Annotated in this window: 27 protein-coding genes and 1 tRNA gene; 12 read left to right on the forward strand and 16 right to left on the reverse strand. The window is 66.3% G+C overall.

Annotation, left to right across the window (positions count from 1 at the left end):
- The first annotated feature begins 15 nt into the window (after positions 1-15).
- Positions 16-708: a demethylmenaquinone methyltransferase gene (locus G6N27_RS20145; protein WP_163779469.1), complete on the forward strand. Its 693-nt coding sequence runs from the start codon at positions 16-18 to the stop codon at positions 706-708.
- 113 nt (positions 709-821) lie between these two features.
- Here G6N27_RS20145 and menJ read toward each other — a convergent pair whose 3' ends face one another.
- Positions 822-2048, reverse strand: a complete 1227-nt coding sequence (gene menJ / locus G6N27_RS20150; protein WP_163779471.1) for a menaquinone reductase — start codon at positions 2046-2048, stop codon at positions 822-824.
- 15 nt (positions 2049-2063) lie between these two features.
- Here menJ and grcC1 point away from each other — a divergent pair, with 15 nt between their 5' ends.
- The 3 genes from grcC1 (at position 2064) to G6N27_RS20165 (ending at position 4429) form a co-directional block, all read left to right on the forward strand.
- A complete protein-coding gene (gene grcC1, locus G6N27_RS20155; RefSeq protein WP_163779473.1) occupies positions 2064-3071 on the forward strand; it encodes a nonaprenyl/(2E,6E)-farnesyl/geranylgeranyl diphosphat synthase in 1008 nt (335 codons plus the stop codon).
- A 71-nt stretch (positions 3072-3142) separates the two neighbouring features.
- Positions 3143-4003, forward strand: a complete 861-nt coding sequence (gene htpX / locus G6N27_RS20160) for a zinc metalloprotease HtpX (protein WP_163779474.1) — start codon at positions 3143-3145, stop codon at positions 4001-4003.
- An 81-nt stretch (positions 4004-4084) separates the two neighbouring features.
- Positions 4085-4429 carry a type II toxin-antitoxin system HicB family antitoxin gene (locus tag G6N27_RS20165; RefSeq protein ID WP_163779477.1) on the forward strand — a complete coding sequence of 115 codons (345 nt, stop codon included), beginning with the start codon at positions 4085-4087 and terminating at the stop codon, positions 4427-4429.
- Between the two features lie 79 nt (positions 4430-4508).
- On the opposite strand, the gene G6N27_RS20170 is transcribed toward G6N27_RS20165, so the two are convergent.
- Positions 4509-5531 carry an NAD(P)H-dependent glycerol-3-phosphate dehydrogenase gene (locus tag G6N27_RS20170; RefSeq protein ID WP_163779479.1) on the reverse strand — a complete coding sequence of 341 codons (1023 nt, stop codon included), beginning with the start codon at positions 5529-5531 and terminating at the stop codon, positions 4509-4511.
- A gap of 108 nt (positions 5532-5639) precedes the next feature.
- Here G6N27_RS20170 and G6N27_RS20175 point away from each other — a divergent pair, with 108 nt between their 5' ends.
- Positions 5640-7034, forward strand: coding sequence for a S1 family peptidase (locus tag G6N27_RS20175; RefSeq protein WP_163779481.1), 1395 nt, complete (start codon positions 5640-5642; stop codon positions 7032-7034).
- Here the strand turns inward: G6N27_RS20175 and G6N27_RS20180 are convergent.
- The 4 genes from G6N27_RS20180 to G6N27_RS20195 all read right to left on the reverse strand — a co-directional run bounded on the left by G6N27_RS20180 (position 7031) and on the right by G6N27_RS20195 (position 10233).
- Complete coding sequence (locus G6N27_RS20180; RefSeq protein WP_163779483.1) at positions 7031-8503, reverse strand: flavin-containing monooxygenase; 1473 nt, start codon at positions 8501-8503, stop codon at positions 7031-7033. The two genes, G6N27_RS20175 and G6N27_RS20180, sit on opposite strands and share 4 nt — an antisense overlap.
- 63 nt (positions 8504-8566) lie before the next feature.
- Entirely contained in the window at positions 8567-9181 is a 615-nt protein-coding gene (locus G6N27_RS20185; RefSeq protein WP_163779485.1) for an RES family NAD+ phosphorylase, read from the reverse strand.
- Positions 9178-9684 (reverse strand): hypothetical protein, encoded by a 507-nt coding sequence (locus tag G6N27_RS20190; RefSeq protein WP_163779487.1) that lies wholly within the window; start codon positions 9682-9684, stop codon positions 9178-9180. Before G6N27_RS20190 ends, G6N27_RS20185 begins: the two co-directional genes overlap by 4 nt.
- A 57-nt stretch (positions 9685-9741) precedes the next feature.
- Positions 9742-10233, reverse strand: a complete 492-nt coding sequence (locus G6N27_RS20195; RefSeq protein WP_163779488.1) for a YajQ family cyclic di-GMP-binding protein — start codon at positions 10231-10233, stop codon at positions 9742-9744.
- A gap of 77 nt (positions 10234-10310) precedes the next feature.
- Between G6N27_RS20195 and G6N27_RS20200 the strand changes: the two genes are divergently transcribed.
- A tRNA-Tyr gene (locus G6N27_RS20200) sits at positions 10311-10396 on the forward strand.
- A gap of 36 nt (positions 10397-10432) precedes the next feature.
- Here G6N27_RS20200 and G6N27_RS20205 read toward each other — a convergent pair.
- From G6N27_RS20205 to G6N27_RS20240, 8 genes are all read right to left on the reverse strand, one after another.
- Positions 10433-11683, reverse strand: coding sequence for a M20 family metallopeptidase (locus G6N27_RS20205; protein ID WP_163779490.1), 1251 nt, complete (start codon positions 11681-11683; stop codon positions 10433-10435).
- A gap of 34 nt (positions 11684-11717) precedes the next feature.
- On the reverse strand, positions 11718-12125 hold the full coding sequence (locus tag G6N27_RS20210; protein WP_163779492.1) for a hypothetical protein: 408 nt from the start codon (positions 12123-12125) through the stop codon (positions 11718-11720).
- 12 nt (positions 12126-12137) lie between these two features.
- Complete coding sequence (locus G6N27_RS20215) at positions 12138-13466, reverse strand: sensor histidine kinase (RefSeq protein WP_163779494.1); 1329 nt, start codon at positions 13464-13466, stop codon at positions 12138-12140.
- Complete coding sequence (locus G6N27_RS20220; RefSeq protein WP_163779496.1) at positions 13448-13822, reverse strand: response regulator; 375 nt, start codon at positions 13820-13822, stop codon at positions 13448-13450. The genes G6N27_RS20215 and G6N27_RS20220 overlap by 19 nt, the downstream gene beginning before the upstream one ends.
- Positions 13823-13891: 69 nt before the next feature.
- Positions 13892-14572 (reverse strand): response regulator transcription factor, encoded by a 681-nt coding sequence (locus G6N27_RS20225; RefSeq protein ID WP_163779499.1) that lies wholly within the window; start codon positions 14570-14572, stop codon positions 13892-13894.
- Between the two features lie 723 nt (positions 14573-15295).
- Positions 15296-15577 carry a hypothetical protein gene (locus G6N27_RS20230; RefSeq protein WP_163779501.1) on the reverse strand — a complete coding sequence of 94 codons (282 nt, stop codon included), beginning with the start codon at positions 15575-15577 and terminating at the stop codon, positions 15296-15298.
- A 69-nt stretch (positions 15578-15646) separates the two neighbouring features.
- The gene (locus G6N27_RS20235; protein ID WP_163779503.1) at positions 15647-16081 is read right to left on the reverse strand and encodes a nuclear transport factor 2 family protein; all 435 of its coding nucleotides are present in this window, start codon (positions 16079-16081) and stop codon (positions 15647-15649) included.
- Between the two features lie 5 nt (positions 16082-16086).
- Positions 16087-16590 carry a hypothetical protein gene (locus G6N27_RS20240; protein WP_163779504.1) on the reverse strand — a complete coding sequence of 168 codons (504 nt, stop codon included), beginning with the start codon at positions 16588-16590 and terminating at the stop codon, positions 16087-16089.
- A gap of 140 nt (positions 16591-16730) precedes the next feature.
- Between G6N27_RS20240 and G6N27_RS20245 the strand changes: the two genes are divergently transcribed.
- The 4 genes from G6N27_RS20245 to G6N27_RS20260 all read left to right on the forward strand — a co-directional run bounded on the left by G6N27_RS20245 (position 16731) and on the right by G6N27_RS20260 (position 22048).
- On the forward strand, positions 16731-19574 hold the full coding sequence (locus G6N27_RS20245; protein ID WP_163779506.1) for an aminotransferase class I/II-fold pyridoxal phosphate-dependent enzyme: 2844 nt from the start codon (positions 16731-16733) through the stop codon (positions 19572-19574).
- A gap of 15 nt (positions 19575-19589) precedes the next feature.
- Positions 19590-20393, forward strand: coding sequence for an MBL fold metallo-hydrolase (locus G6N27_RS20250; RefSeq protein ID WP_163779508.1), 804 nt, complete (start codon positions 19590-19592; stop codon positions 20391-20393).
- A 64-nt stretch (positions 20394-20457) separates the two neighbouring features.
- Positions 20458-21195: a potassium channel family protein gene (locus G6N27_RS20255; protein WP_163779510.1), complete on the forward strand. Its 738-nt coding sequence runs from the start codon at positions 20458-20460 to the stop codon at positions 21193-21195.
- Positions 21185-22048 (forward strand): alpha/beta fold hydrolase, encoded by an 864-nt coding sequence (locus G6N27_RS20260; protein WP_163782087.1) that lies wholly within the window; start codon positions 21185-21187, stop codon positions 22046-22048. Before G6N27_RS20255 ends, G6N27_RS20260 begins: the two co-directional genes overlap by 11 nt.
- Here G6N27_RS20260 and G6N27_RS20265 read toward each other — a convergent pair.
- Positions 22045-24105, reverse strand: a complete 2061-nt coding sequence (locus G6N27_RS20265; RefSeq protein WP_163782089.1) for an FUSC family protein — start codon at positions 24103-24105, stop codon at positions 22045-22047. The genes G6N27_RS20260 and G6N27_RS20265 overlap by 4 nt on opposite strands.
- 136 nt (positions 24106-24241) lie before the next feature.
- On the opposite strand from G6N27_RS20265, the gene galT reads away from it, so the two are divergent.
- On the forward strand, positions 24242-25303 hold the full coding sequence (gene galT / locus G6N27_RS20270) for a galactose-1-phosphate uridylyltransferase (RefSeq protein WP_163779512.1): 1062 nt from the start codon (positions 24242-24244) through the stop codon (positions 25301-25303).
- Positions 25300-26382 (forward strand): galactokinase, encoded by a 1083-nt coding sequence (locus tag G6N27_RS20275; protein WP_163779515.1) that lies wholly within the window; start codon positions 25300-25302, stop codon positions 26380-26382. The genes galT and G6N27_RS20275 overlap by 4 nt, the downstream gene beginning before the upstream one ends.
- On the opposite strand, the gene G6N27_RS20280 is transcribed toward G6N27_RS20275, so the two are convergent.
- On the reverse strand, positions 26369-26851 hold the full coding sequence (locus tag G6N27_RS20280) for a hypothetical protein (protein ID WP_163779517.1): 483 nt from the start codon (positions 26849-26851) through the stop codon (positions 26369-26371). The genes G6N27_RS20275 and G6N27_RS20280 overlap by 14 nt on opposite strands.
- Between the last annotated feature and the right edge of the window lie 11 nt (positions 26852-26862).

Here is a 26862-nt window from a genome sequence, read left to right on the forward strand (position 1 = left end):
GGTACCGTCATCCTCATGAGCCGCGCCACGCTGGACAAAGACCCCCGCGAGGTCGCGTCGATGTTCGACGGCGTCGCCCGTCGCTACGACGTGACCAACACCGTGCTGTCGATGGGTCAGGACCGCTACTGGCGTCGCGCCACCCGCAAGGCGCTCGGCATCGGGGCGGGGGAGAAGGTGCTGGATCTGGCCGCGGGCACCGCGGTGTCGACGGTCGAACTGGGCACCTCCGGGGCGTGGTGCGTGGCCGCGGACTTCTCGGTCGGGATGCTGACCGCCGGGCAGGCTCGCAAGGTGCCCAAGGTCGCCGCCGACGGCACCCGATTGCCGTTTGGCGACAACGTCTTTGACGCGGTCACCATCAGCTTCGGGCTGCGCAACATCGCCAATCGCGGCGAGGCCCTGCGCGAGATGGCCCGGGTCACCCGGCCCGGTGGACGTTTGGTGGTGTGCGAATTCTCCACGCCCACCAATCGGCTGTTCGCCACCGTGTACAAGGAATACCTGATGCAGGCGCTGCCGCGGGTGGCCCGTGCGGTATCGAGCAATCCCGATGCGTATGTCTATCTGGCCGAATCGATTCGGGCGTGGCCCGACCAGGCCGAGCTGGCCCACCAGATCGCGGGCGCGGGCTGGTCGGCGGTGCGGTGGCGCAACCTGACCGGCGGCATCGTCGCGCTGCACGCCGCATACAAGCCCCAGCGCTGATTTCTGATCGCGCTGATTCGCGGTCTGGTCCGGGTCACTCTCGTGTGCCATCACCGGGACCGGTGAGGTGTTCAGAATCGGCGATCAGGTGCTGCCGCTGTTGCGCAACGCCGTCAGCTGAACGGTTTTCGGCGATCGACCAGTCGCGACACCCGCCCGCTGCCGCGCCACACCCGTGCGACCCAGTCGGCGTCGTCGTCGGTGACCAGGTTGCCCATCACCCGTACCGCGATGCCCATCAGCCGCGTCGAGCGCATTGCGATCGGCCCGGTCGCGGGCAGAAACCGCGGAAACGTCAGCAACAGTCCCAGTCGGCGGGCCACGGAAAACCCTCGCCCGTAATGGGATTGGAGCAGGCTGGGCCAGGCACGCGATAAGTCGCCGCTGCCCAGCATGTCGACCGCGAGCCGTCCGGTCTCCAGTCCGTAGTCGATGCCTTCGCCGTTGAGTGGGTTGACGCAGGCCGCGGCGTCGCCGATCAGCATCCAGTTCCGGCCGGCCACTCCCGACACCGCGCCGCCCATCGGCAGCAGCGCCGACGACATCGCTCGCGGTTGGCCCTCGAACCCCCACTCGTCGCGTCGCAGGTCGGTGTAATACGACATCAGTGGTCTTAAAGCGAGTTCCGCCGGCCGCTTGGAAGTCGACAGCGCGCCCACCCCGATGTTCACTTCGCCGTTGCCCAGCGGGAAGATCCAGCCGTAGCCGGGCAGCACCGCCCCGTCAGGCGAACGCAGCTCCAAATGCGAAGTCAGCCAAGGGTCTTCGCTGCGCGGCGTGGCCAGGTAGCCACGGGCGGCGATGCCGTACACCGTCTCCTGATGCCACCGCCGGCCCAGCACCCGGCCCAGCGGCGACCGGGCGCCGTCGGCGACGATCAGCTCGCGGCAGCCGACCTGCGTCCCGTCGGCCAGCGTCACCGCCGTCACCCGTGTCGACGAATCATGATGAACACCAACGGCTTTGACGCCGAGTCGCATACGTGCGCCGGACTCCTCGGCCACTTTGCGGATCCGGTCGTCCAGTTCGACGCGGGCCACCGCGCTGCCGGTGGACGGGAACGACGGGCCGGGCCAGTCGACTTCCACCTCGCCGCCGAACCCGCTCATCCGCAAGCCGCGGTGCCGGATCCGGGCGTCGAGCCAGTCGCCGAGCCCGAGTCGTTCCAGCTCGGCCACCGCGCGCGGCGTCAGCCCGTCGCCGCAGGCCTTGTCGCGGGGAAAGTTCGCCGCGTCGATGACCAGCACGTCGCGACCCGCGCGGGCGGCCCAGGCGGCCGCCGCCGATCCGGCTGGTCCGGCGCCGACGACCACCACGTCGGCATGGGAGTCCATGCTCACCAGTATGTTGGTTGGGTGAGGACTCCCGCGACGGTGGTGGCAGGCGTGGACTTCGGTGACGCCGCATTCGCCACCGATGTGCGCGACGGGGTGGCCCGCATCGAGCAGCTGATGGAAGCCGAACTGCGCGGCTCGGACGACCTGATGACCGAGGCTGTCCTGCATCTCTTCGAGGCCGGCGGCAAACGATTCCGCCCGCTGTTCACGGTGCTGTCCGCCCAGCTCGGGCCACACCCCGACGCCGAGGCAGTGACCATCGCCGGCGCGGTGATCGAGCTGGTGCACCTGGCCACGCTCTACCACGACGACGTGATGGACGAAGCCCAGGTGCGCCGCGGTGCGCCCAGCGCCAACCTGCGGTGGGGCAACAACGTCGCGATCCTGGCCGGCGATTACCTGTTCGCGACGGCCTCCCGGCTGGTGTCGCGACTGGGCCCGGACGCGGTGCGGATCATTGCCGAGACATTCGCCCAGCTGGTCACCGGCCAGATGCGCGAGACTCAGGGCCCCGCGCACGCGGGCGACCCGATCGCGCACTACCTGAAAGTCGTGCACGAGAAGACGGCCTGCCTGATCGGGGCCGCCGGCCGGTTCGGCGCGATGTTCTCCGGCGCCGGCGACGACCAGGTCACCCGGCTCAGCCGGCTCGGCGACATCGTCGGCACGGCGTTTCAGATCTCCGACGACATCATCGACATCGACAGCGACCCTGACGAGTCCGGCAAGCTGCCCGGCACCGACCTGCGCGAAGGCGTCCACACGCTGCCGGTGCTCTACGCGTTGCACGACAGCGGCGCCGACGCCGACCGGCTGCGCGAGCTGCTGGCCGGGCCCGTCGAGGACGACGAGGCGCTGGCCGAGGCGTTGACGCTGCTGCGGGCCTCCGAGGGCATGGCCAAGGCCAAGGCCACCGTCGCGCGGTTCGCCGCCGAGGCGCGCGAGGAGCTGGCCGCGTTGCCTGACGGGCCGGGACGGCAAGCGCTGGTCACGCTGGTCGACTACACAATCCACCGACACGGCTAGTTCGAAGGAACTCAGCAGGGCCTGCTTGGCGTTAGATCAGAAGCACCCGGGGAGGTCGTAGGAGGAATGTGATGACCTGGCATCCGCACCACAACACGTTCAAGACGTTCGTGTTGCTGGTTGGCATGTCGACATTGATCGTGCTCGTCGGCAGCCTGTTCGGCCGGAACGTGATGTTCCTCGCGGTGCTGTTCGCCATCGGCATGAACCTCTACACCTACTTCAACAGCGACAAGCTGGCGCTGCGGGCGATGCACGCGCAGCCGGTGTCGGAGCTGCAGGCTCCGGCGATGTACCGGATCGTGCGGGAGCTGGCCACCGCCGCCCACCAGCCGATGCCCCGGCTGTTCATCAGCGACACCGCGGCGCCGAACGCATTCGCCACCGGGCGTAATCCCCGCAACGCCGCCGTGTGCTGTACGTCGGGAATTCTCAACATCCTCGACGAGCGCGAATTGCGTGCTGTCCTCGGGCACGAGCTGTCGCACGTCTACAACCGCGACATCCTGATCTCGTGTGTGGCGGGCGCATTGGCGTCGGTGATCACCGCGCTGGCCAATATGGCGATGTTCGCCGGCGCGTTCGGCAACGACCGCGAAGGCGGCAATCCCTTTGCGCTGCTGCTGGTTTCGATGTTGGGGCCGATCGCGGCGACGGTGGTACGGCTGGCCGTGTCCCGGTCGCGCGAATACCAGGCCGATGAATCCGGCGCGCTGCTGACCGGTGACCCGCTGGCGCTCGCCTCGGCGCTGCGCAAAATCTCCGGTGGCGTGCAGGCCGCGCCGCTGCCGCCGGAGCCGCAATTGGCCGCCCAGGCGCACCTGATGATCGCCAGCCCGTTCCGCGCCGGTGAGAAGATCGGGTCGATGTTCGCCACGCACCCGCCGATCGCCGACCGGATCCGCCGGCTCGAAGAAATGGCCGGGCGCTGAGTCGCACACGCCTCAGCAGTCTCCACAAGCTGGCCATATGGTGACTTTCTGATTCGACGGCGCATGCGGTATCACCGCAGCATGAATCGGTACACCTACCGCGCCGAATGGTCCTCTGAACACCGCGAATACGTCGGCCGTTGCCTCGAGTTGCCCTGGCTGTCCCAGTGGGCGCCGACCATGCGGCAGGCGATCGCCGCCGTCGAGAAGGCGGTCGATGAATACCTGGCCGAATGCGAAGCCGAGGAGCGAGACGCACCGCGGCCCGTCACGGACCGGAACTTCAGCGGCAAGTTTCTCGTCAGGACATCCCCGTCGCTGCACGCGAAGCTCGCCGTTGAGGCCGCTGAACAGAATGTGTCGATGAATCAGTGGGTGGTGCAGAAGCTTTCAGACCGACCACCGATCGGCTTGTTCGATCTCTGATATCGCATGTGGGTCTGTTTTGAAAAACGGTGTGCCCAAGACTCTTCGGTGCAGTTGAGGCTGCTGTGATTGCCGGGGCTCAGAAACCGGAGCCGTGCACCTCGTGGCCGGGCGTCTCGGCGGCCAGCCCGCGGTAGGCGTCCTCGACGGTGCACCCGTGGTTGATCACGCCGTCGACTTCGCGTGCGATCGGCATATTCAGGCCGTACTTGTCGGCGAACTCCATGATCACGCTGGCCGCCTTCACGCCCTCGGCGACCTGGTTCATCGACGAGATGATCTCGTCGATCGGCTTGCCCGCACCGAGCTGCTCACCGACGTGCCGGTTGCGGCTGCGCTGGCTGGTGCAGGTGACGATCAGATCGCCCAAGCCGGCCAGGCCGTTGAAGGTGTCGCGCTGCCCGCCCATCGCTTCGCCCAGCTTCGACATTTCGCGCACCGAGCGCGCGATCACCATGGCCCTGGTGTTCTCGCCGATCCCCAGCGAATACCCCATCCCGACGGCGATCGCGTAGACATTCTTCAGCGCTCCGGCCATCTCGACGCCGAGCACGTCGTCGATGGTGTACACCCGGAATCGCTTGGTGCGGAACAGGTGTGCGAGTTGTGCGGCAAGATGCTGGTCCGGCATCGCCAGCACCGCGGCGGCCGCATAACCCTCGGCGACCTCGCGGGCGATGTTGGGCCCGGCCAGGATGCCGGCGGGGTGACCGGGCAGCACCTCGTCGACGATCTGCGACATCCGCATGTTGGTGCCCTGTTCGAGACCCTTGACCAGCGACACCACCGGAACCCACGGCCGCAGCTCGGACGCCAACTCGGTGAGCACATCGCGGAACCCGTGCGACGGCACGCCCATCACGACGACGTCGGCGGCATGCGCGGCCTCGGCGAAGTCCGTCGTGGCGCGCAGGGTTTCGGACAGCTCGACATCCTTGGCCAGGTATTTGGTGTTGCGGTGGTTCTCGTTGATGTCCTTGGCGGTCTCCTCCGAGCGCACCCATTGCAGCGTCGGTCCGCGCCGCGCACAGATGGACGCGACGGTGGTTCCCCAGGAGCCGCCGCCCAGGACGACGACCTTCGGTTCGCGGGTAGCAGCCATGCCGACCACAGTATTGGCTAACGACCTCCGAGGAGGGGACTTCGTCCTCTACGTCAGTAGACCGCGGTGCCGAATCGTCGAGGGCAGGGTGATCTGTCAGGAGGAGTCATGCATCGGTGGTCGGCATTGCTGTCGACATGTGCGATCGCGGTGCTGCTCGAGTCACCGGGCGTCGCGCTCGCCGACGACGGCCGCCCGCAGGCGACACCGACCGAGAAGGCGGCGGCCCTGATCCGGCCCGCGTTGGTGGAGCTCGACGTCCACGCCGCGGGCCGCGTGCGGCTGCCCAACGGTGACCTTCTGGTATCCGACCCGGCCGCCCCGTTCGAAGTGACCTGGCACTGCTCTGGTTTCATCGTCAACCCGGACGGGTGGGTGGCCACCGCGGGGCACTGTGCCGATCCCGACTCGGCGAGGTCCGACATCATCAGTGCCGCGACGAGCGTCTACGTGAGCCGGGCGTTGTATTCGCCCGATGCTCAGGGCCCGCTTCCCACGAGTCAATGGCTGCGCGAAAACGCCCGGATCGAAGGCACGGCGCCCGACCAGGTGGGGCCCCAAGTCACGTACACGGTGAACTACGGCAGCGGGACCGACGTGACCACCGCGTCAGCCAGCCTGGCGGACTTCCGGCCGCTGGCCAAGGGCGACGTCGCGTTGCTCAAGATGGACAAGCATCACCTGCCTTCGTCCGAATTGGCCCCCGACAGCCAGGTCGAGGTCGGCGAGGCGATCGTCGCGGTCGGCTTCCCTCATGGCACCGACTCGGTCATCGACTCCCCGGCGGAACCGACGAGCAAGAACGGGACGATCAGCCGAAAGGCCACCAAGAAGGGCATCCCCGAATACGAGATCGACGCCGCCGTCTCCAACGGTATGAGTGGTGGCCCGGTGGCCAACCTCGACGGCAAAGTACTGGGATTGGTCAGCTTCAGCCCAACCCTCGAACTGCAGCCGTTCAACTTCGTCGCACCCGCCGATCCTTTGGCGGTGCTGATGGCCGCCAAGGGCGTCAAGGCGACTCTGGGCCCGGCCGACTCGGTCTACCGCCGCGGACTCGACGCGTACTACGCCGGCCGCTACACCGACGCCATCGGTGATTTCGACCAAACCCTGCTGATGTCACCCGGCTATCCCGGGGCCGCGAAGTTCAGGACCGACGCGGCCAACCTGCGCCAGCAGTTCGGTGACGCATCGTCATTCAATTGGCCGGTGATCTGGTACGCCGCAGGCGGATTCGTGTTGTTGCTCGGGCTCGGCCTGATCGTGAGCCGCCGCAGGCGCCGCCGGACGCCGGCCGGAGCAATCGACTTGAAAGACTGGGAACCGAGTTACATCATCACCACGCTGCCCGACGGATCGGTGGAACCGGCGGCGCTGCCGGCCGCATCGGCCGGGGAGCCGTTTTTCTGTGCGGAGTGCGGCGCGGTCCATCATCACGACGAACGATTCTGCCCGAACTGCGGCAGCCGAATCGCATTGCTCGAGAACAGAAACGGCTAACCGGCCAGCGCGGACTTCTCCTCGGCGCGGCCGAACACCATGGCCTCTTCGACCCGGTCGAACCGGTAGTCGATGGCGTCGGCGAAGTAGTTCTGTCGCACGTTCCACGGCCGCTTGATGCCGGACTTCGGCAGCGCGTGCGGTGCCCGCAACACGTAGCCGGCCTGGATGTCCCACGCCGGCTTCTCCGGCATCGGCTCACCGCTCAGATGCGGGTAGGCGTGTGTGTAACCGAGAGAGTTCATGTGCGCCAGCAATTTCGCCGTCGCACGCGCGGTCATATCGGCGCGCAGCGTCCACGAGGCGTTGGTGTAGCCGACGCACCAGAACAAGTTGGGCACGTCCTCCAGCATGTGCGCCTTGTAGACGAACCGATCCTGTGGCTTGATCTCGGCGCCGTCGATGGACACCGTCACTCCACCGAGCGCCTGCAACTGCAGACCGGTGGCGGTGACGACGATGTCGGCATCCAGATGTCTTCCCGACGTCAGATCGATTCCGGTGGAATCGAAGTGGTCGATGTGGTCGGTGACCACCTCGGCGCGGCCTTCGCCGATCGCGGTGTACAAGTCGGCGTCGGGGATCAGGCACAGCCGCTGGTCCCACGGGTTGTAGCGCGGCTTGAAATGGGTGTCGACGTCGTAGCCCTCGGGCAGGTACCGGAGTGCGATCCGGCGGATCCACCACTTCACGAAGCCCGGCGTCTTGCGGGCCAGGAACCAGATCACGCCTTCCATCAGCGCGTTGCTCTGCCGGGCGAACAGATGAGAAATCCTGCGCGGCAACACCTTACGCACCGCGTTCGTCGGCTTGCTGGTTCTCGCCGCCGAGAACAGGTAGGTCGGTGAACGCTGCAGCATGGTGACCTTGGCGGCCTTTTCGGCCAGCGACGGGATCAGCGACATTGCCGTGGCGCCGCTGCCGATCACCACCACTTTCTTGTCGCGGAAGTCGAGGTTGGAGGGCCAGTGCTGCGGATGGACGACGGTGCCGCCGAATTCGTTGAGGCCGGGGAAGTCCGGCGTGTAGCCCTCGTCGTAGTTGTAGTAGCCGGACCCGAAGAACACGAAGCGGCCGCGGTAGGTCGTCTCGGCACCGTCCCGCTCAGCGGTGACGGTCCAGGTGTCGGTCGAGGAGTCCCAGTCCGCCGAGCGGACATGGGTGTTGAACTGGATGTGCCGGTCGATGCCGTACTTGCCTGCTGTGGCGCTGAGGTAATCCCGGATGTCCGCCCCGTCGGCCACCCGCTCCTGTCCGGTCCACGGTTCCCACGGGAAGCACAGCGTGAAGATGCTGCTGTCGGAGCGCACGCCCGGATAGCGGAACAGGTCCCAGGTGCCGCCGATCTGGTCGCGCCGCTCCAGGATGACGTAGCTGGTGCCCGGATTGCGCTCGGTGATGCGGTAGGCGGCGCCCAGCCCCGAAATGCCTGCCCCGATGATCACGACGTCGACGTCGGTCACACTCATAACGAACCTCGCTTCTGGGGCGGCAGTGTGTTGCTGATCACCACATTAGGCCCGTGGTCGACATTACGAGGTCGCGAGTAGGACATCGACGTGCAGTGGTGCGCACAGATCAATGAGCCAGATCTGGTCGGCGGGACTGGCGAAGATGCGCGCGTGCGTCGGGTCTTGAGCGAACGCGTGAGCGCACTTGTCACCGAAGAACACGTATGCCTTGCTGTTGTTGCACAGCCGCGACATCCACACCATGCCGTCGACGCCGATCCCGTGCGCGGACTCGGCCCATGTCACCGTCGTCGAGTAGGTGGAGGCGGGGCTCGAGGTGACGTCTTCGGGAGCGACCTTGAGTCGTCGTAACCCCATGCCGTGCAAGACCGCGAGCCGTAGGTCACGGGTGACCTCGAGGCGGGCGAGGGCCTTCGGCGCGTATTGGTCGTAGGGCAGGTTGCCTCCCTCGACCGGGATGTCGTGCAACAGCGTCTCGGCGACGGCCGCTTCTTCGGTGTCGGCCGCATACATGATCGGGACTACCGGCTTGCCGAAGAAACCGAACCGCGTTGCGGCGCCGACGCCGGGGTTGAAGTCAGTGGCTGCGCTGACGTTGGTGAAGACGCGATAGAGCAGGTGCTGTGCGGGCAGGGTCTCGATGTCCGGCGTGAACGGGCTCGGTGGCCCTTTCACCACGAAACGGCCAGGGCTTCCGTGGCCACTGCGACGACCCGGTCCGGGTCATCGGTCAGGTGGTCTACCGGTCGGTCCCCGTCGAGATATGTCGTCGGCGAACACAACCACTGCACCAGGCCGGCCTCCGACCAGTCGTTGGCCTCTGCGATCTCGCGCAGCCGGCCGATCACGGCGAGCGGCTGCCCTCCCGGCCCGAACTGGAAATCCGGATAGGCAAGCTGGTTACCGCGGCGCACGGCGACCAGCTGGTCGTTGCGGTGCGCGGTGGCGGCGAGATTGCGTGGAGCGCGCGACCGCGACCCCATCCGTTTGCCGGCCTCGGTGCTGGTCAGCAGACCGAACTCGGCCTCGATCCGCGCATAGAGGTTGTGCTCGGCCTGCACGGCTCGGGCGATGGCGGGCTCGGCGTACACGGCGACCGATGCCAGGGCAGCTCCGACGGCTTGAGCGCTTTCGCGCACCCGCTGTGTTGCGGTGACCAGCTGTTCGACCGAGCTCATGTGAACGATTCTACATGCGGATCATGCGTTCACAGATAGTGCACGAATCGCACGCTGTCAGCGGTAGTTCACGAACTGCAGCGCCACGTCCAGGTCGGACTTCTTCAGCAGTGCTTGGACTTCCTGCAGGTCATCCCGCTTTTTGCTGGTGACGCGGACCTCGTCGCCCTGAATCTGGGTCTTGACGCTCTTGGGGCCCTCGTCGCGGATCAGCTTGGTGATCTTCTTGGCGTTTTCGCTGCTGATGCCCTCTTTGAGGGTGCCGGTGACTTTGAACGTCTTCCCGGACGCCTGCGGCTCGCCGGCGTCGAACGCCTTGAGGCTGATGTCACGCCGGATCAGCTTTTCCTTGAAGACGTCGACGGCGGCCTTGACCCGCTCCTCGGTCGAGCTGGTCAGCTCGATCGCCTCGTCGCCCTTCCAGGCGATCTTGGTGTCGGTGCCGCGGAAGTCGAATCGGGTGCCGAGCTCCTTCGCGGCCTGGTTGAGCGCGTTGTCGACCTCTTGACGGTCGAGCTTGCTCACGACGTCGAACGATGAATCCGCCATTGGATACGTCCCCTTCCATCGATGTTGGCCGTTTGTTGTCCGAGTACATCTTCGTTGTATCCTGCTACACGCACCACGGCAGATTGCCCGAGCGGCCAATGGGAGCGGACTGTAAATCCGTCGGCTTATGCCTACCCAGGTTCGAATCCTGGATCTGCCACCACAGTTCAGAGGTTATTCCCGGCGCTGATCGAAGCCTTCAGCGCCGGGTAAGCCGTGACAGCGCTGCGACGGTCAGCGCCTCGACGCCGGTGGACAGCGTCGGTTCGATCACCGGTGCGAACTCCGGGGAGTGATTGCTGGGGAGCGGCTTTCGTCCTTCAGCGATTTCCTTGATCAGCTGCTGATCCAATCCGCCCCAGAACCAGAACGCGGTCGGCACGCCGAGTTCGCTGCCGAACAGGCCGACGTCTTCGCTACCGGCCAGGGGTTGATCGGATTCGAACACCCGCCCTTCGCCGAAGTGCTCGCGGAAGTCAACCGCGATCTCGTGCATGACCGTGTCGTCGACGGTGGTGATGGGGAAGCTGTAGGTCGTGGTGATTGCGGGGTCTTTCTCCGCGCCTGAGGCCAGTGACTCCGCCTTCGCGATTCGCGCAATGGACGCCAGGATGGTTTCGCGGACCTCGTCGCGGAAGGTCCGGATGCTGATGCCCAGCTCGGCGTCGTCGGGAATGATGTTCTCCTTCGACCCCGCGTGCAGGTACCCGACCGTGACGACGGCTGGGTCGAACGGCGAAAGTTCGCGCGAGACAATGGTTTGCAGGCGCTGGACGACGTTGCATGCCATCACAATCGGGTCGATCGTGGCCCACGGTTGGGAGCCGTGACCACCACGGCCGAACAGTTGCAGCTTGAGTGAGTCCGCTGCGGCCAATGCCGGTCCGGTCTTGTAGGCGATCAGCCCGGCGGGCAGCGGGACCACGTGCTGGCCGAGCACCACTTCCGGTTTCGGGAATCGATCGAACAAGCCGTCGTCGATCATGGCCTTCGCCCCACCGCCGATTTCCTCGGCCGGCTGAAAGACCGCAACGACCGTGCCCGCCCACGAGTCCCGCTGCGCTTGCAACAGTCGCAACGCACCCACCAACGCGGTCGCGTGCATGTCATGCCCGCACGCGTGCATAACCGGCACGTCCACGCCGTTGGCGTCGACGCCGCGTGCCGTGCTTGCGTAGGGCAGTCCGGTTTTCTCGGCGACAGGCAGTGCGTCGAAGTCCGCGCGCAACAGGACCGTCGGGCCCGTCCCGTTCCGAAGCACCGCCACCACGCCGGTGCTGCCGACGCCGGCGGTCACCTCGAGCCCTAGCGGTGCAAGAGCGTCCTGCACCTTCTGCGCTGTCCGATGTTCGTGAAAGGACAGTTCAGGATTGGCGTGCAGATCTCGGTAGAAGTCGTCCAGGCCCAGTCCCAGCGTGTCTTCCCAGCTGCCGGGCAGCGTGATCGTCATGAAAGGGATTCTGCTGCATCCGCACGGCGGGTCTCTACGCTTCGTTCAAGCGATCAATCGTGCTGGCCAGCGTCGATCTAGTTCGCTCGAAGTAGCCCAACGTCTGCACATCCATGGGCCCGGTGACGCGAAGCTGAACGTTCAGCTCCTTGAAGCGCCGGTAGCGCATGATCCTCAGCTCGATACCGCGAGCATCAGGGCCCGCGTTGCCGGTAAAGGTCACGGAGATCGACGTGGGGCTCTCCACCTGATCGAGGCAGTCACGAAGGTCGGCCCCGGCCACGGTCTGATCGTCTGAGTGACCGACGTGATAATCGCCCTTGGCGACCGGCGCTCCAAGCGACCCGGCACACCGCGCGACCACAGGTTCGAGGGCGTTCCACGCGGCGACCACGTCAGGATTCGCGATCTCCAATTCGGCCAGGTGACTTGCGCTAGTCATCTGCGCAGCTTTTCACCCCGAGGCCTGCGGCGCCTGCTGAGCAGAGGCGGGGGTCTCGACGACGGCGGCGACGCGGGTGCCCCGTCCGGGTGCGCTGTCGATCACCAGCTTCCCGCCGATGGCGGACACCCGGTCGGTCATGTTGGTCAACCCGGTGCCGCCGGTCGTGGGCTCGAATCCGCAGCCGGTGTCGCTGATCGTGAGGGTCAGTGTCCGCGGGTCGGCGCTGGCGGTGATCGTCACGGTGGTGTCAGCGCCGCCATGCTTGGTCGCATTCTGCAACGCCTCGATGGCGCAGAAGTAGAGTGCGGCCTCGATCGGGGCGGGGTAGCGGCCGAGGTCCTGCAGGTCGAGCTGAATCGGGATCGGGGCGTGCGCGGCGACTGCCGGTAACGCCCGGGCCAGACCGCCGCTGACCAGCGACGGCGGGTAGATGCCATGCGCGAGGCGGCGGATTTCGGCGATCGCGGATTCCAGCAGCCCGGACGCCTCGGTGAGCAGCGACTGGTGGTTTCCGTTCTCGGCGGTGCGCGCGAGTTGGAGGAGCACCGCCAGAGCGACGAGGTGCTGCTGGGCGCCGTCGTGCAGGTCGCGTTCGAGGCGGCGCCGCTCCTCGTCGGCGGCCGTGACCAGCCTGCTGCGCGACGCCTCGGCTTCGGCGGCCCGCTCGGCGAGCATCTGTTCGGAGACGGCCAGCGCGCCCGCGTTGTTGAACGCGATCACCAGCAGGTGAAAGGCATGCACCGGCAGCGCCACCAGGATGAACGCGTTCTCGATCCAACGCGGCGGTTGGACGGCCAAGTGGGCGAAATGCTGAAAACGGGCCAACACCGCCAGCGCCAAGACGCAGCCCGCGGTGATCACGGCGAACGCCAGGCCGCGCTGCCAACGGATATAGGGCTGGGCGAAAACCACGGGAACCAGGGCAGCCAACACCATCACCGGCAGCAGGTTCGGCGCGACGAACGTGATGAGCAGCACCGCGGCCCAGTTACCGATACAGGCCACAGTGATCGATTGCCGATGCTTGCCGCGGCGCGCCAACGGCAGCGCGACCGCCAGCACCAGGCACTGGCCGGTGCATATCGCGGCAATCGCCAGGAACCAGGCTGATCGCAGCACGAACAGGTACTCCCACAGCGGCAACAGCACACCGGCGCCGCCGTACATGGCCAAATAGCCGGTGAGGAACAGCTGAAAGCGTTCGACCGTGAACCGGTTCACGAGGTCGTGCGGCAGCAGTGACGACGATCGGACCGCCGCATCCAGCAGCACTTTCGGCGCCCGCCAGTAGGGCGCCGATTCGTCCGCCGGCGCGGTGCTCAGTGGTTTGCTTGCCATAGCCGCGTCAGCAGGTCCGGACTCAAATGTTCCTTGTGCAGGTAGGCCGCGGCGCCGCAATCCGCCGCTCCCGGCGGAAGGTCCTCTTCGTCGTACGTCGACGTCAGCAGCACGATCAGGTCCGGATGCGCGGCGCGGATGCGCCGGGTCGCTTCGATACCGTCCATGCCCGGCATGTGGATGTCCATCAGCACGATCCCTGCGCTGCCATCAGGTATGAGTTCCATTGCGGCTTCGGCAGATTCGCAATCGCCGGCCATGTCGAAGTCATTCGTGGCGGCCACGGTGGCGGCGGTGGCGCGCCGGAAACTGGCCTGGTCGTCGACAACCCAGACCCGCACCCGATCGTCCGCCATCTCCGGATGATGCCGCACCGCGTCGTCGCGGACGATGGTGCACACACCACTGTTTTCGTGGTGCGCACATCATTTCTGCGCCACGGAGCCATGGTTATCGAGGAACATCAGCACCGCCTTCACCCGCCGATCGACGGAATCGTCGACGGTCAAGCCGAGTTTCGCGAAGATGGAGTTGATGTGTTTCTCCACGGCCCGCTGCGTCAGCACCAGCCGTTTCGCCACCGTGCGGTTGCTGAGCCCGGTCGCAAGTTCGGCCAGCACCTCACGCTCTCTAGGGGTCAGCCGACTGAGCGTGGCGACGGAGTTCGGCTGAGCGAGTAGCGCTTCCACCACCAGTGGATCGAGCACCGTCCCGCCGCCGGCGACCTGATGCACCGCCTCGCTGAGCTGTTCGAAATGCGATATGCGTTCCTTCAGCAGGTAGCCGCGGCCCGCCGTGCCGCCATCCAGCAATCCGGTTGCATAGCTCGGATCCGCATACTGCGACAGCACGATCACCCCGGTATCGGGGTGTGCGGTCCGCATCAACCGGGCCAGCCGAATGCCCTCATCGGTCGAGGTCGGGGGCATCCGCACATCGGTGAACAACAGTCTCGGACGGTGCTGTTCGATCAGTTCGACGGTGGCGTCATAGTCCTCGGCAACGCCGACGACAGTCACGTCCGGATCGGTTGACAGCGCCCGGTGAACGCTGTCTCGCACCAAGAGGTTGTCCTCGGCAATGACGACCGAAATTGGGCCACTCACCGTAACGTCGTCCTTCCTCGATCTTGATTTGTTAGCACTATCCGCGCATGTGCGCCGGGTCGCTAGAGTAGTGCGCTACTTAATTACCGACGGTGCACACACTGGGGGGGTACACACCACCACGGTTGTGGTGTCTGCTTTCTGGTCGCCGCATCGTCGCCCGACGACACTCGATTCCTATCCGAGCAGGTCCAGCACAGGACAGGCCAACAAGGTTAGGAGGCGAAATGTCGCAATTAGCAGAGACATCCGTCGTAGCACGCGATGTCGCCAGTGAAGCTGAATCAGCCACGGTGAAGGACGGGACGCCCGCCGCGCCTGTCGTCATCACCGAACAGGAGGTGTTGTTCGGTACTCGGGCGGCTACGTCGTCGCGAGTTGCGTCGGCACCCCGCAGATGGATCGGTGCGATCCGGGCCGCCGCTGCCTCGCTGCAGCTTCCGCCACCGCGACAGCACTATTCGACGGACACGAGTTACCTCGAGCGGTCGCGTATGGCTCGCGAAATGTACCGGCTGTGAGCAGCTTTGACAGCGCGGTGATGCTGCTGCCGCCGGCGTTGTCCGCGGGCGGCACGCAGTATCTGCTCAAGTGGTCGGACCGCGAACGGCGTCAACAGAATTCAGCAACTTCGGACGATGGCCTCGCCCTGAGGGCCAGCCACATCGGTTGCGAGTTACCGGATACGACGTTGATGCGGATCACGCCTACCCAGGTCCGAATCTACGGGCACCACGGCGGGATCGGGCAGAAATTGAGGCCCGGCGGAGTAGGCGGCTCCGGTCCCTCGGCAATATAGTCCGGGCACGGGTAGTGCACCCCGATCGGACACTGCTCGTGATACTCATGGCAAACGCTGAGGTCCCAACCGGTGGCCCGCAATCCGGGCCAGACGTATTGGCCCGGGCACCACGTCGAGGCCTGCGCGGTCCCTGCCCCCAGCACACCTGCAACCCCGCCCCACACCAGCACGCCGGCCGCTGCACCGCAGATCAGTCGCTTCATAAACAGGAATCATCCACCCCGCAGCGAACCCGAGAAATAGGGAAATCGCCCTATTCTTCCGGGCTGCGATCAGCGGGCCATCACCGAATCCGGAGCAGCCCAGTCGGTGGACACCTTGCGACGTTTTATCCGCCAGGTGTCGCCGTCGGGCACCAGGGTGTCCCGGTAGCGGCCGATGTGGTCCAGCCCGATGTGTGTGACGACGGCGAAGTAGCACGACACCTGCGCCTGCTCTCGCGTTATCTCGTTGAACAGCACGTTGGTGACGTTGTGCCGGACGATCGGCTTGACATCGGTGCTGACGGCGACCTTCCCGGTCACACCGCCCAAGAACGCCACGATCTCGGCTCGGCCGTGTAGCGGTTTGAGGCCGCGGATCTCCAGAACGCCGTCGGCGCAGAAGGTGTCCACCAAGCCGTCGAGTCGGCCGGCGTCGCCCGACCAGTTATATCGCGCGAGCGTGTCGCGGATCTGCTCGCGGGCCACCAATTCCCAGATCTCCACCGGGATCACCGGGCGGTGCGCTGGTTGAGGAACGTCAACGCCTCCGGCGGGAAGAGCTCCAACGGCAGCGATGCCGGGCTGGCGCCGTACCTCGTGCGGAGCAGGACCGCGGGGCCGACGACCTGTGGCGGCCGAAGCGCCGCGTAGTCGACGATGAGCGTGCTGATCGGCGTGACGATCAGCAGCTCGTTGGCTCCGAATCCGGTCGCCCACACCGAGCCGGGTGCCATGATCGCCTCCTGCGCCTTGCTTCGTCGCAGCAGGAGGATGACGAAAAGAACCGGAAGCAGCACAGCGACGACCAACCAGGCGATGATCTGGTCGGTGTTGCCCTGGGCCGAAATGATCAGCAGTGCCATCGAAATCACCCACAGCACCCCGAGCCGCGCCAGGCCCGCGGATCGCATCAACGCGGTGCGGAAGATCCGCCGGCCGTCTCCGGGTCCGGCGACCCAGACGTGATGGAGCGGCGGAATGGGGCGTTGCGGAAACTGCTCGGGCAGCGACATGGGAGCAACTTAACCAGCTGGCCGACGGGTCTCGCCGGACATCGCCATCACGCGACGGACGCTCATTGTTTGGTTAATCGTCACCAGCGGGCGGGCTGGGTCTGCAAACCTTGACTCCACGCACCGGCGAAAGGGCCGTCATGACAGAACACTTGCGTGCTTACAACAGCCTGTGGCAGGTCCGCAGCGACTCCTGGTGCCGTCTGGAGGAGGCCGCTGACCGGCTGACCCGTCCGGACACCGCGGGAGCGCTGAAAGACACCTGCCTGGCGACCTGCCAGGAACTGCTCAGCAGGTTGAGCACGCTGGAGCCGTACTGGGCCTACCCCGGTGCACCGCAATTCGCGCGTGTGCAAAGGCTTTTCGCCGGCGGTAGCTACGACAAGTTCTGCCAGTCGGTTGCGCGGATCAACCGGGCGCTCACCCAGGAGTCGTATCGCTCCGGCGACGTGGAGAACGCCGGCGCCGACGAGCTGGACATGTTCCCGTCCGATCCCCGTCAACTCGAAGGTCAGACCGAAGCCGAGCGCGACCGTCCGTATTTCGAGGTGCTCGTCGTCGAGAAGATGACCGAGGCCCAGGAGCGCGCGCTGCGCAGCGAGGTCCGCAAATGGCGGCGCCCGGATGACGAATTCGTCTACGAGCTGGTCGTGGTGGACAGCGGCGAGGAGGCGCTGATCGCCGCACGGCTCAACGTGAACCTGCAGGCAGTGGTGATCCGGCGGCGCTTCTCCGCGAAATCGACCCGGGATCTGTCGGCGCTGACGGAGTTCGTCGACACCGGGGTGTCGCATGACCTGGCCGATCACTACTCACCCGAGGAGCGCGCCCACATTCTGGCCACCTCGATGGGGAAGTTGCGCCCCGAACTCGATCTCTACCTGATGACCGAGATCGAGGTCGAGGACATCGCCGGTCGGCTCGGCCAGTACTTCCGCCGGGTGTTCCACGCCCGCGAAGGCATGCTCGAGTTGCACTTGTCGATCCTGCACGGCGTCGCGGCGCGTTACCGCACCCCGTTCTTCAGCGCGCTCAAGCAGTACAGCCACCGGCCGACGGGTGTCTTTCACGCGCTGCCGATCTCGCAGGGCAAGTCGATCGTCAACTCGCACTGGATCAAGGACATGGTCGGCTTCTACGGCCTGGAAGTGTTCATGGCCGAGACGTCGGCGACCTGCGGTGGTCTCGACTCGCTGCTGGAGCCCACCGGTCCGCTGCGCGAAGCCCAGCAGCTCGCGTCGAAAGCCTATGGCTCGCGGCACACCTACTTCGTCACCAACGGCACGTCGACGGCCAACAAGATCGTCACCCAGGCATTGGTCGCTCCGGGCGACATCGTGCTGCTGGACCGCAACTGCCACCAGTCGCATCACTACGGCATGATGATGGCCGGCGCCAATGTCACCTATCTCGAGGCGTATCCGCTCGACGAGTACTCGATGTACGGTGCGGTCCCACTGCGTGAGATCAAGTCAAAGTTGTTGGCGCTCAAGCGCGCCGGCAAGCTGGACCGGGTCAAGATGATGTCGCTGACGAACTGCACCTTTGACGGAATCGTCTACGACGTCGAGCGGGTCATGGAGGAGTGCCTGGCGATCAAGCCCGACCTGGTATTCCTCTGGGACGAAGCGTGGTTCGCGTTCGCACGGTTCCACCCGGTGTATCGCACGCGCACCGCGATGGCCTCGGCGCAGGCGTTGCGTGAGCGGCTGCAGACCCCGGAGTACAAGGCCCGCTTCGAGAAGTACCTGGCCGAGCAGACCGCCGACAAGCCCAGTGACGACGACCTGTTGGACCGTCGCCTGATGGCCGACCCCGCGCGGGCGCGGGTGCGGGTGTACGCATCCCAGTCGACGCACAAGACGCTGACCGCGTTGCGGCAGGGCTCGATGATCCACGTCTACGATCAGGACTTCGACCAGAAGGTGGCCGAGCCGTTCCACGAGGCCTACATGGCGCACACGTCGACCTCGCCGAACTATCAGATCCTGGCGTCGTTGGACCTGGGCCGCCGTCAGGTGGCGCTGGAGGGTGCCGAGTTGGTGCAGCGGCAGATCGAGAACGCCATGCAGTTGCGCGACGCGATCGACAACCATCCGCTGCTGAGCAAGTACATGAATTGCCTTGGCACGGCGCATCTGATCCCGGATCGATACCGCCCGACGGCCATCGACCAGCCGCTGCGCTCGGGCTTGCGGAACATGATGGCTGCGTGGCACGACGACGAGTTCGTGCTCGACCCGTCCCGAATCACGTTGTCCATCGGGCGAACCGGCTACGACGGTGACACCTTCAAGCGCGAACAGCTGATGGACCGCTACGGCATTCAGATCAACAAAACGTCGCGCAACAGCGTGTTGTTCATGACCAACATCGGCACCACCCGCAGCTCGGTCGCGTTCCTGGTCGAGGTTTTGGTCAACATCGCCTCCGAACTCGACCAGGCGATCTCGGAGATGAGCCTCGGCGAGCGCGAGCACTTCGAGCAGGCGGTGTACCGGCTGACCAAACGCCCGGTGCCGCTGTGCAATTTCAGCGGCTTCCACCCGGCGTTCCGGGACCACAGCGGGGCCGAGCCGACACCTGAAGGTGATGTCCGCCGCGCGTTCTACCTGTCCTACGACGACACCAACTGCGAATACCTCACCGGCGAGCAGGTCGACGAAAAGCTCGATGCCGGAATCGATGTCGTGTCGGCGACCTATGTGACGCCGTATCCGCCGGGCTTCCCGGTGCTGGTGCCCGGCCAGGTGTTCAGCCGCGAAATCCTGCAGTTCATGCGCGATCTGGACACCAAGGAGATCCACGGCTACGTGCCGAACTTCGGTTACCGGGTGTACACCGAGAAGGCGATCGAAATGGTCGGCGCCGCGGTCGGATTGCCGTCCAACGGCCATCACCCCGACACGTCGCCGCCCAAGCCGGCCAAGAAGAAGCCACCGAAGCGCGTCGACGATGCGCTGGGCGCCGCCGACCCTGGCTGATCTACAGTCGCTTGGATGAGCAGCCGAGTCAACGCCGCGCGCCGCGAGGTCGCGTTCAGTGTGCTGGGCGGCCCGACGACGGTCGTTGACTTCGGCGGCCGCCGGTTCGTCATCGACCCGACCTTCGATGAGCCCGGCCCGCACGACTACCTGACCAAGACGGTCGGGCCGGCGGTCGCTGCCGCCGACCTCGGTGTCATCGATGTGGTGCTGGTCAGCCATGACCAACACCCGGACAACTTCGACGACGAGGGCAGGCGGGTGGCGCTCGCGGCGCCGCTGCTGTTGACCCATCCGGGTGCGGCGGAGCGGCTCGGACCACCCGCCGTCGGTTTGGCTCCCTTCGAGTCGTTCGAGCTGCCGGGACCGAAAGCCATTACCGTGCAAGCTGTTCCGGCGGTCCATGGACCCGCCGACGGGCAGCGCGACGCCGGCGGGCACGTGAACTGCGAAGTGACCGGGTTCGTGCTGGCCGGTGCGGGGCTGCCGACGGTGTACCTCAGCGGCGACAACGCGTCGGTCAGCGCGGTCAAGACCATCGCCGAGCGGGTGGGCACCGTGGATGTGGCGGTGATCTTCGCGGGCGCCGCCCGGGTGCCGGCCAAGGAGCGTGGACGTCCGTTGACGATGACGGGTCAGCGGGCCGCGGCGGCCGCCGAAGTGCTCGGCGCGCGGCTGGTCATCCCGGCCCACGTCGACGGGTGGAAGCATTTCAGCGAAGGAGTCGGCGAATTCGGCGGCGCTTTCGACGAAGCCGGGTTGCTCGACATTCTCGCCGTGGTCCCGCACGGAGAGTGGATCGTCCCGCCCTGGCTGTGACGGCCCGGAGCCGGTTTTTCCAGATCTCGCACCATACGTGCAGCCCAACAGCGAGACTGCCTTCATGCAGACCGAGACCAAACTGCAGCGGTGGGAGCGGCGCGCCGAGTGGCCGCTCGCCGCGGCCGCCATCGTGTTTCTGGCCCTGTTCTCCCGACAGGTGATCGCCGAACCCCATGGCAGCGAAGCGCACATCCTCTGGGCGGTCGACTGGGCCATCTGGAGCCTGTTCGTCGTCGACTATGTGGTGCGCTTCATCCTCGCCCCCAACCGGTCCCGCTGGTTTGTTCGGCACCTGCTCGATTTCGCCATCGTGACGCTGCCGTTCGTGCGGCCACTGCGTCTGCTGCGGCTGATCGTCCTGATCAAGGTGCTGCAGAAAGCCGTTGGTGATGCATTCAGGGGACGCATCCTCGTCTACACCGTGTCCGGGGTGATCCTGCTGATCTACTCGGCGTCGCTGGCCGTGTTCGACAAGGAGCGCTACCTGCCCGGCGCCACCATCACGACCTTCGGAAAAGCGCTGTGGTGGTCAATCACGACGGTGACCACGGTCGGCTACGGCGACGTCTACCCAATCACCAACGCCGGTCGCGTGATCGCGGTGCTGCTCATGGTCGGCGGGATCGGCCTTGTCGGTGTCGTGACCGCGGCGCTCGCGTCATGGATCATCGAGCGGGTGGCCGAAGAGGACACCGCAATTCAGGCCGCGACCGTCGCCCACGTCGAAGAGCTTCGCGGCGAAATCCGGGAACTGGCAGAAGAACTGCGGAGAAGAGGCGACGTTGACCATCACGCCTGAGACCTTCACCATCAGCGGTGTCGGCGGCACGCGCATCGTGGCCGACCGCCTCGGTGATCCCGACACACCGGCGGTCGTGTTCCTGCACGGTGGCGGGCAGACCCGCCGCTCGTGGGGCAAGGCGGCCGCGGCCGTGGCCGAGCGTGGCTGGCAAGCGGTCACGGTCGACTTCCGCGGACACGGCGAGTCGGACTGGTCGCCGGACGGGGACTACCGACTGGTCAGCTTCGCAGGCGACGTCCGAGAAGTGCTGCGCCACCTGCCACCTCGACCGGTGCTGGTCGGGGCGTCGCTGGGTGGATTCGCGACCATGCTTCTGGCAGGCGAGATTTCGCCCGGAATCGCCCGTGCCGCGGTGCTGGTGGACATCGTGCCCGATATGGACCAGTCGGGGGCGAACCGGATTCACAACTTCATGGCCGACCGGATGCAGACCGGCTTCTCCTCGCTCGACGAAGTCGCCGACATGATCGCCGAATACAACCCGCACCGGCCCCGGCCGACCGATCTCAACGGGCTGCGCACGAACCTGCGCCGCCGGGGCGATCGCTGGTACTGGCACTGGGATCCGAAGTTCATCAGCAACACCGCCTCGCTGCCGCCCAGCGAGGTGGCCGACGTCGACCGGTTGCACGCGGCGGTGGAAACGATCCTGGGCGGCGACGTGCCGATGCTGCTGGTGCGCGGCCAGATGAGTGATCTGGTCAGCCAGGACCGCGCCGACGATTTCCTGGCCCGGTTCCCGCAAGTCGAGTTCGTCGACGTCCAGGGCGCCGGGCACATGGTGGCCGGTGACCGCAACGATCTGTTCGCTGACGCGGTGTTGGATTTCCTTGTCCGCCATGCGGTTTAAAGCGGCAGCAACACGCCGTCGTGCGCGCCGAGGTCGACGGCAGCGTTGATCACGACGCGGTCGAGCTGGCGCAGTGCATGCAATGCGTTCATCAGCCGTCGGTGCTCCGGTGCCAGCGGCTGGTCGACATGCTCGCGGGCGAGAGTCTCCGCGGCGTCGATGTAGTCGGTGGACGGAAACACCATCGCGGACTGGTTGAACTCCAACGAGGTGATCAGCACGTCGATGTTGCGGCGGATCTGCGCCGCCGTCGAGCGGATCGCCTCGGCCAACTCCGGCGAGGTGTCGATGTGTATCTCGCTGGCGCGGGCCAGGATTCGCGTGTAGCGATCGCAGGCGGTGAGCATCCGCAGACCATGCCGCATGGTGGCACGGCCGGCCAGACCGGCCACCCCGGCGCTCATCGGCTTCGCGGTAATCCGGAACTGCGCCAGGTCGCGGCCGAGTTGACGTGCCATCTCGGTCAACCGCGCGGGTGCCGGGGTACCGAGCAGGCTGGCGATCGAGGCGTCGACGAGATCGGCGAGCGTCAAAAAGAACGTGTGCGCGTCACCGCGAATCTTCGCTCTGGTGTTGATCGGCAACACCAGCATCGCGGCGGCGATCCCGATGACCGCGCCGACGATGGTCTCCTCGATCCGCAACAGCAAAAGGCCATACGTGAATTCACCAAGCAGGCCGTACATCAACGCCAGCATGGTGCTGATCCAGAACGTCATCAGGCTGTAGGTGACCTTCATGAAATAGAAAGCGCAGAACAAACATACGAAGATCATCGCGATCGAGGCGATGGTGTTGCCGGACACCAGCGTGGCGACCAGCACGCCGCTGGGCACGCCGAGCACCGTGCCGAGCAACCGCTGCCAGCCCTTGTCCAGCGTCTCCGCCCACGAATTGGTGCCGGCGAAAATTACGAACGCGGCGATCGCCGCCCAATACCAGTGCGTCGGCGACACCGTCTCGCCGACGACAATGGCCAGCGCCGCGGCGACGGCCACCTGAATGGCCTGCCGGGTGGTCGGCAGCAGACCCGCACTGAGTTGCGGCTCGTCTGGTGGGGGCGATGGCTGCTCGACAGCCTCGATCGCGACCCGCTCCATGCGTTGGCGGACCTCGGCGGTGGCCTTGGCCGCGTCGACGATCGCCAGCGCCACGCGCCGCACCGGCACGTCGTCCGCATAGCGGTCGAACTGCTGCTGAGCCAGGTCCGCGGTCAGCCGCAGGGCGTCGGCGCGCGGCGTCCGGATCGCCCGCGACAGCAGGGCGATCGTGTCGGCCAATTCGGCGCGGGTGGCGGCGGGAACGTCGGCCACGGCCGCCCGGGCGCCCGCGATCGCAAGTCGTTCGACGGTCAATTCGGCGTCGAACAGCCACAGCGCGAGGTCATCTCCGCTGACCCCGGGCCACAGCTTGCCCGGATTGACCCGGTCTTCGATCTGCGCCTGCACCGTCAGCGCGGTCTCGTTGAGCCGGCGCAGCCGTATTCGCAGCCGGCGCTGCCGTCGCTCGTCGGGGTTGCCGATTCGCACCGTGTCCGCGGTGGTGTCGACGACGATCGCCATCCGCGCCCGCAGCGCCCGAATATTGCCCCGGAGAACACTTTCCGGCCGATCGGGCAGGATGAACGCGCTCCACAGGTAGCTGCACAGCGTGCCCACCACCGTCGCCCCGATCAGCCACGGCAGCTGGGAGAACTTCGCCTGCAGGTAGAGCGAGAAGAAATACGCCATGAAGGTGACCATGCCCAGCGACGTTCCGCGTGGGCCGAACCGACGTGCGTAGGCCGCGACGAACACCACCCCGACGAACAGGACGTTGGCGATCACCGGGTGTGGTGACACCAGCGCGGCCAACGTGATCGCGAGCGCGGTGGGCAGCGGCAGCAACGCCATCGTGATGCGTTGCGCCCGCGGATCGGGCTCGTTGACCGAACGCGCCGACATCATCGTGATCAGCGCACCGAGCACTGCCACCGTCAGCGGCTGATGGGCGGCCTTGGTCAACGCGAACAGCGCCAGCAGCGCGGTCGCCAGGGCGCCGGTCGTGCGGGTGGCCATCCGCAGCCGCAGCAGGCCGGGATCGGATCCGATCGCCCAGTTGCGCGCCCGCTCGAACACTCGTGACCAGCCTCTCTTCGGCGGACTGCATGTCTATGGTGACTTGACTCTGACACAGCGGCCAAGATGAGACCCGATGAGCGTGCGAACGACCTTGGCCGACGGCCGCGAGCTGTTGTTCTTCTCACTGCCCGGCCACACCCCGGCGCCGGTCGCCGACCGCCGGCCGTTGCCGCCGTTCGAGCCCGGGCAGTCGCAACTGCGTTACGACCAGACGACGGGCCAATGGGTAGCCATCGCGGCACGACGTCAGGACCGCACTTACAAGCCGCCGCCCGACCAGTGCCCGCTGTGTCCCGGACCGACCGGGTTGACCAGCGAGGTGCCCGCCCCCGACTACGACGTGGTGGTCTTCGAGAACCGCTTCCCGAGTCTGTCCGGCGCGGGGCACGCGGCGACGGTGCCCGACGGCTTCATTCCTCAGGCCGGCGTCGGCCGCTGCGAGGTGATCTGCTTTTCCAGCAAGCACACCGGGTCGTTCGCCGAGCTGCCGGTGCCGCACGCACGACTGGTTGTGGACGCGTGGCGGGACCGGACGTCGGCGTTGCTTGCAATGCCCGGTATTCAGCAGGTGTTCTGCTTCGAAAACCGCGGCGAGGAGATCGGCGTGACGCTCGCTCATCCGCACGGCCAGATCTACGGCTACTCGTATCTGACCCCGCGGACCGCGGCGATGATGCAGCAGGCGCGTGCGCACACCGGCGGCAACCTGTTCGCCGACCTCTTGGCGGCGGAGGTCGCCGACGGCAGCCGCGTGATCGCCCGAACCGAGCTGTTCACCGCTTTCGTCCCGTTCGCGGCGCGCTGGCCGGTCGAGGTGCACATCTATCCGAACAGGTTCGTGCACAACCTTCTTGACCTGACGGCCGCCGAGCTGGACGGGTTCGCCGAGGTTTACCTCGACGTGCTGCGGCGGTTCGACCGGATGTATCCTTTTCCGCTGCCGTATATCTCGGCGCTGCATCAATACTCGGATTCGGATGCCTTGCGCGAGGGCTACTTTCACGTCGAGTTGATGTCGATCCGGCGCAGCGCGACCGCGCTGAAGTATCTGGCGGCATCCGAGTCGGCGATGGACGCGTTCATCGGCGATGTACTGCCCGAGGCCGTCGCCGAACGCCTCCGAGAACTTGCATGACGATCCGTTACTCCGCGCCGGGCCGGGTCAACCTGATCGGCGAGCACACCGACTACAACCTCGGCTGGTCGTTGCCGATCGCGCTGCCGCAGCGCACCGTGGTGACGCTTGACCCGTCGGACAGCGACGCCCTCGAGGTGCGCAGCGACGGCGCCGACGGCGTGGTGCGAATTCCGTTGACCACCAAGCCCGGTGACGTGACGGGCTGGGCTTCCTATGTCGCCGGTGTGGTGTGGGCGCTGCGGATGGCCGGGCATTCCGTGCCTGGTGGATCGATATCGATCACCAGCGAGGTCCCGATCGGATCGGGGCTGTCGTCGTCGGCGGCGCTGGAATGCGCGGCGCTGGGCGCCCTGACGTCGGGTCTGCACATCGACCGGCTGGACCGAGCGCGTCTGGCCCAGCGCGCGGAGAACGAGTATGTCGGTGCGCCAACGGGTTTGCTTGACCAGCTGTCGTCGTTGTTCGGCGCGGCGTCGACGGCGCTGCTGATCGACTTCCGGACGTTGAGCGTGTCGCCGGTGCCGTTCGACCCGTCGGCGTCGGATGTCGTGCTGCTGCTGATCGACTCTCGGCAACGGCATGGGCACGTCGACAGCGAATACGCCGCGCGCCGGCTGTCGTGCGAGCGGGCCGCCGCTGATGTGGGCGTGGTGTCGTTGCGCGAGATCCAGGACCGCGGCTTGTCGGCGCTGGACGGTGTCACCGACCCGGTCGACGCCCGTCGTGCCCGCCATGTATTGACCGAGAACCAGCGGGTGTTCGATGTCGTTGCGGCATTGAACGATTCGGACTTCACCAAGGTTGGACGCATTTTTACCGCGTCGCACGTGTCGATGCGCGACGACTTCGGCATCACCACCGCACACATCGACCTGATCGCCGACACCGCGGTGGCTGCCGGCGCACTGGGCGCCCGGATGACCGGGGGCGGATTCGGCGGCTGCGTGATCGCGCTGGTCGCCTTGGACCAGGCCGACGCCGTCGGCGCGGCGGTGCGGTCCGCGGTGCGCGCCGCGGGCTACGACGAGCCGGTGATCACCCGGACGTTCGCCGCCGACGGTGCTATGCCGGGGTGAACCGGATCGCCATCAGACGCAATTCGTTAACCGCCTCGGCGAATTGGTTGCGGGTCGGCATCCGGTGGTCGCGGAACGCGATCCCCATCACGCGCTCGGCGTGTGCGACGCCGTAGGTCTCCACGCAGCGGCAGTAGAGGTCGGTGACCAGGAGCTGGTTTTCGATGAGCTCGCCGCGCATCTGCCTGGTCTTTCCGCCGTGCAGGACCTTCGCGGTGGCGCCGTCGCGGAAGTTGTACTTCCAGGTCGCACCCGTCAGCGCATAGAGGATGCCGTCGATCAGGTGGGCGGTCAGCACCAACGAGAAATGCCGGCCGCTTTTACGGCCGGTGAAGTCCACCGCCATCAGCTGTTGGCGTGCCGGGCCGGCGAATGGCGTGCGCAGCAGCACCTTCAGCGTCGGGTTGACGACGCGCAGCAGCGCCTTGGGCGGGTGCGAGATCGTGATCGGGTTCGACTGGTCGGCCATGGATTCACCGT

Origin of the sequence: Mycobacterium cookii (assembly GCF_010727945.1) — a bacterium.
In the GTDB taxonomy this organism is placed as follows: Bacteria; Actinomycetota; Actinomycetes; order Mycobacteriales; family Mycobacteriaceae; genus Mycobacterium; species Mycobacterium cookii.

Coding starts and splice junctions, on each gene's coding strand:
- G6N27_RS20245 (WP_163779506.1), top strand. CDS start 16,731: ATGACAGAACACTTGCGTGCTTACAACAGCCTGTGGCAGGTCCGCAGC.
- G6N27_RS20240 (WP_163779504.1), bottom strand. CDS start 16,590: ATGTCGCTGCCCGAGCAGTTTCCGCAACGCCCCATTCCGCCGCTCCAT.
- G6N27_RS20265 (WP_163782089.1), bottom strand. CDS start 24,105: ATGGCCACCCGCACGACCGGCGCCCTGGCGACCGCGCTGCTGGCGCTG.
- G6N27_RS20250 (WP_163779508.1), top strand. CDS start 19,590: ATGAGCAGCCGAGTCAACGCCGCGCGCCGCGAGGTCGCGTTCAGTGTG.
- htpX (WP_163779474.1), top strand. CDS start 3,143: ATGACCTGGCATCCGCACCACAACACGTTCAAGACGTTCGTGTTGCTG.
- G6N27_RS20280 (WP_163779517.1), bottom strand. CDS start 26,851: ATGGCCGACCAGTCGAACCCGATCACGATCTCGCACCCGCCCAAGGCG.
- G6N27_RS20165 (WP_163779477.1), top strand. CDS start 4,085: ATGAATCGGTACACCTACCGCGCCGAATGGTCCTCTGAACACCGCGAA.
- G6N27_RS20190 (WP_163779487.1), bottom strand. CDS start 9,684: ATGAGCTCGGTCGAACAGCTGGTCACCGCAACACAGCGGGTGCGCGAA.
- G6N27_RS20215 (WP_163779494.1), bottom strand. CDS start 13,466: ATGGCAAGCAAACCACTGAGCACCGCGCCGGCGGACGAATCGGCGCCC.
- G6N27_RS20255 (WP_163779510.1), top strand. CDS start 20,458: ATGCAGACCGAGACCAAACTGCAGCGGTGGGAGCGGCGCGCCGAGTGG.
- G6N27_RS20175 (WP_163779481.1), top strand. CDS start 5,640: ATGCATCGGTGGTCGGCATTGCTGTCGACATGTGCGATCGCGGTGCTG.
- G6N27_RS20205 (WP_163779490.1), bottom strand. CDS start 11,683: ATGACGATCACGCTGCCCGGCAGCTGGGAAGACACGCTGGGACTGGGC.
- galT (WP_163779512.1), top strand. CDS start 24,242: ATGAGCGTGCGAACGACCTTGGCCGACGGCCGCGAGCTGTTGTTCTTC.
- G6N27_RS20230 (WP_163779501.1), bottom strand. CDS start 15,577: ATGAAGCGACTGATCTGCGGTGCAGCGGCCGGCGTGCTGGTGTGGGGC.
- G6N27_RS20145 (WP_163779469.1), top strand. CDS start 16: ATGAGCCGCGCCACGCTGGACAAAGACCCCCGCGAGGTCGCGTCGATG.
- G6N27_RS20180 (WP_163779483.1), bottom strand. CDS start 8,503: ATGAGTGTGACCGACGTCGACGTCGTGATCATCGGGGCAGGCATTTCG.
- G6N27_RS20170 (WP_163779479.1), bottom strand. CDS start 5,531: ATGGCTGCTACCCGCGAACCGAAGGTCGTCGTCCTGGGCGGCGGCTCC.
- G6N27_RS20275 (WP_163779515.1), top strand. CDS start 25,300: ATGACGATCCGTTACTCCGCGCCGGGCCGGGTCAACCTGATCGGCGAG.
- G6N27_RS20220 (WP_163779496.1), bottom strand. CDS start 13,822: ATGGCGGACGATCGGGTGCGGGTCTGGGTTGTCGACGACCAGGCCAGT.
- G6N27_RS20210 (WP_163779492.1), bottom strand. CDS start 12,125: ATGACTAGCGCAAGTCACCTGGCCGAATTGGAGATCGCGAATCCTGAC.
- G6N27_RS20195 (WP_163779488.1), bottom strand. CDS start 10,233: ATGGCGGATTCATCGTTCGACGTCGTGAGCAAGCTCGACCGTCAAGAG.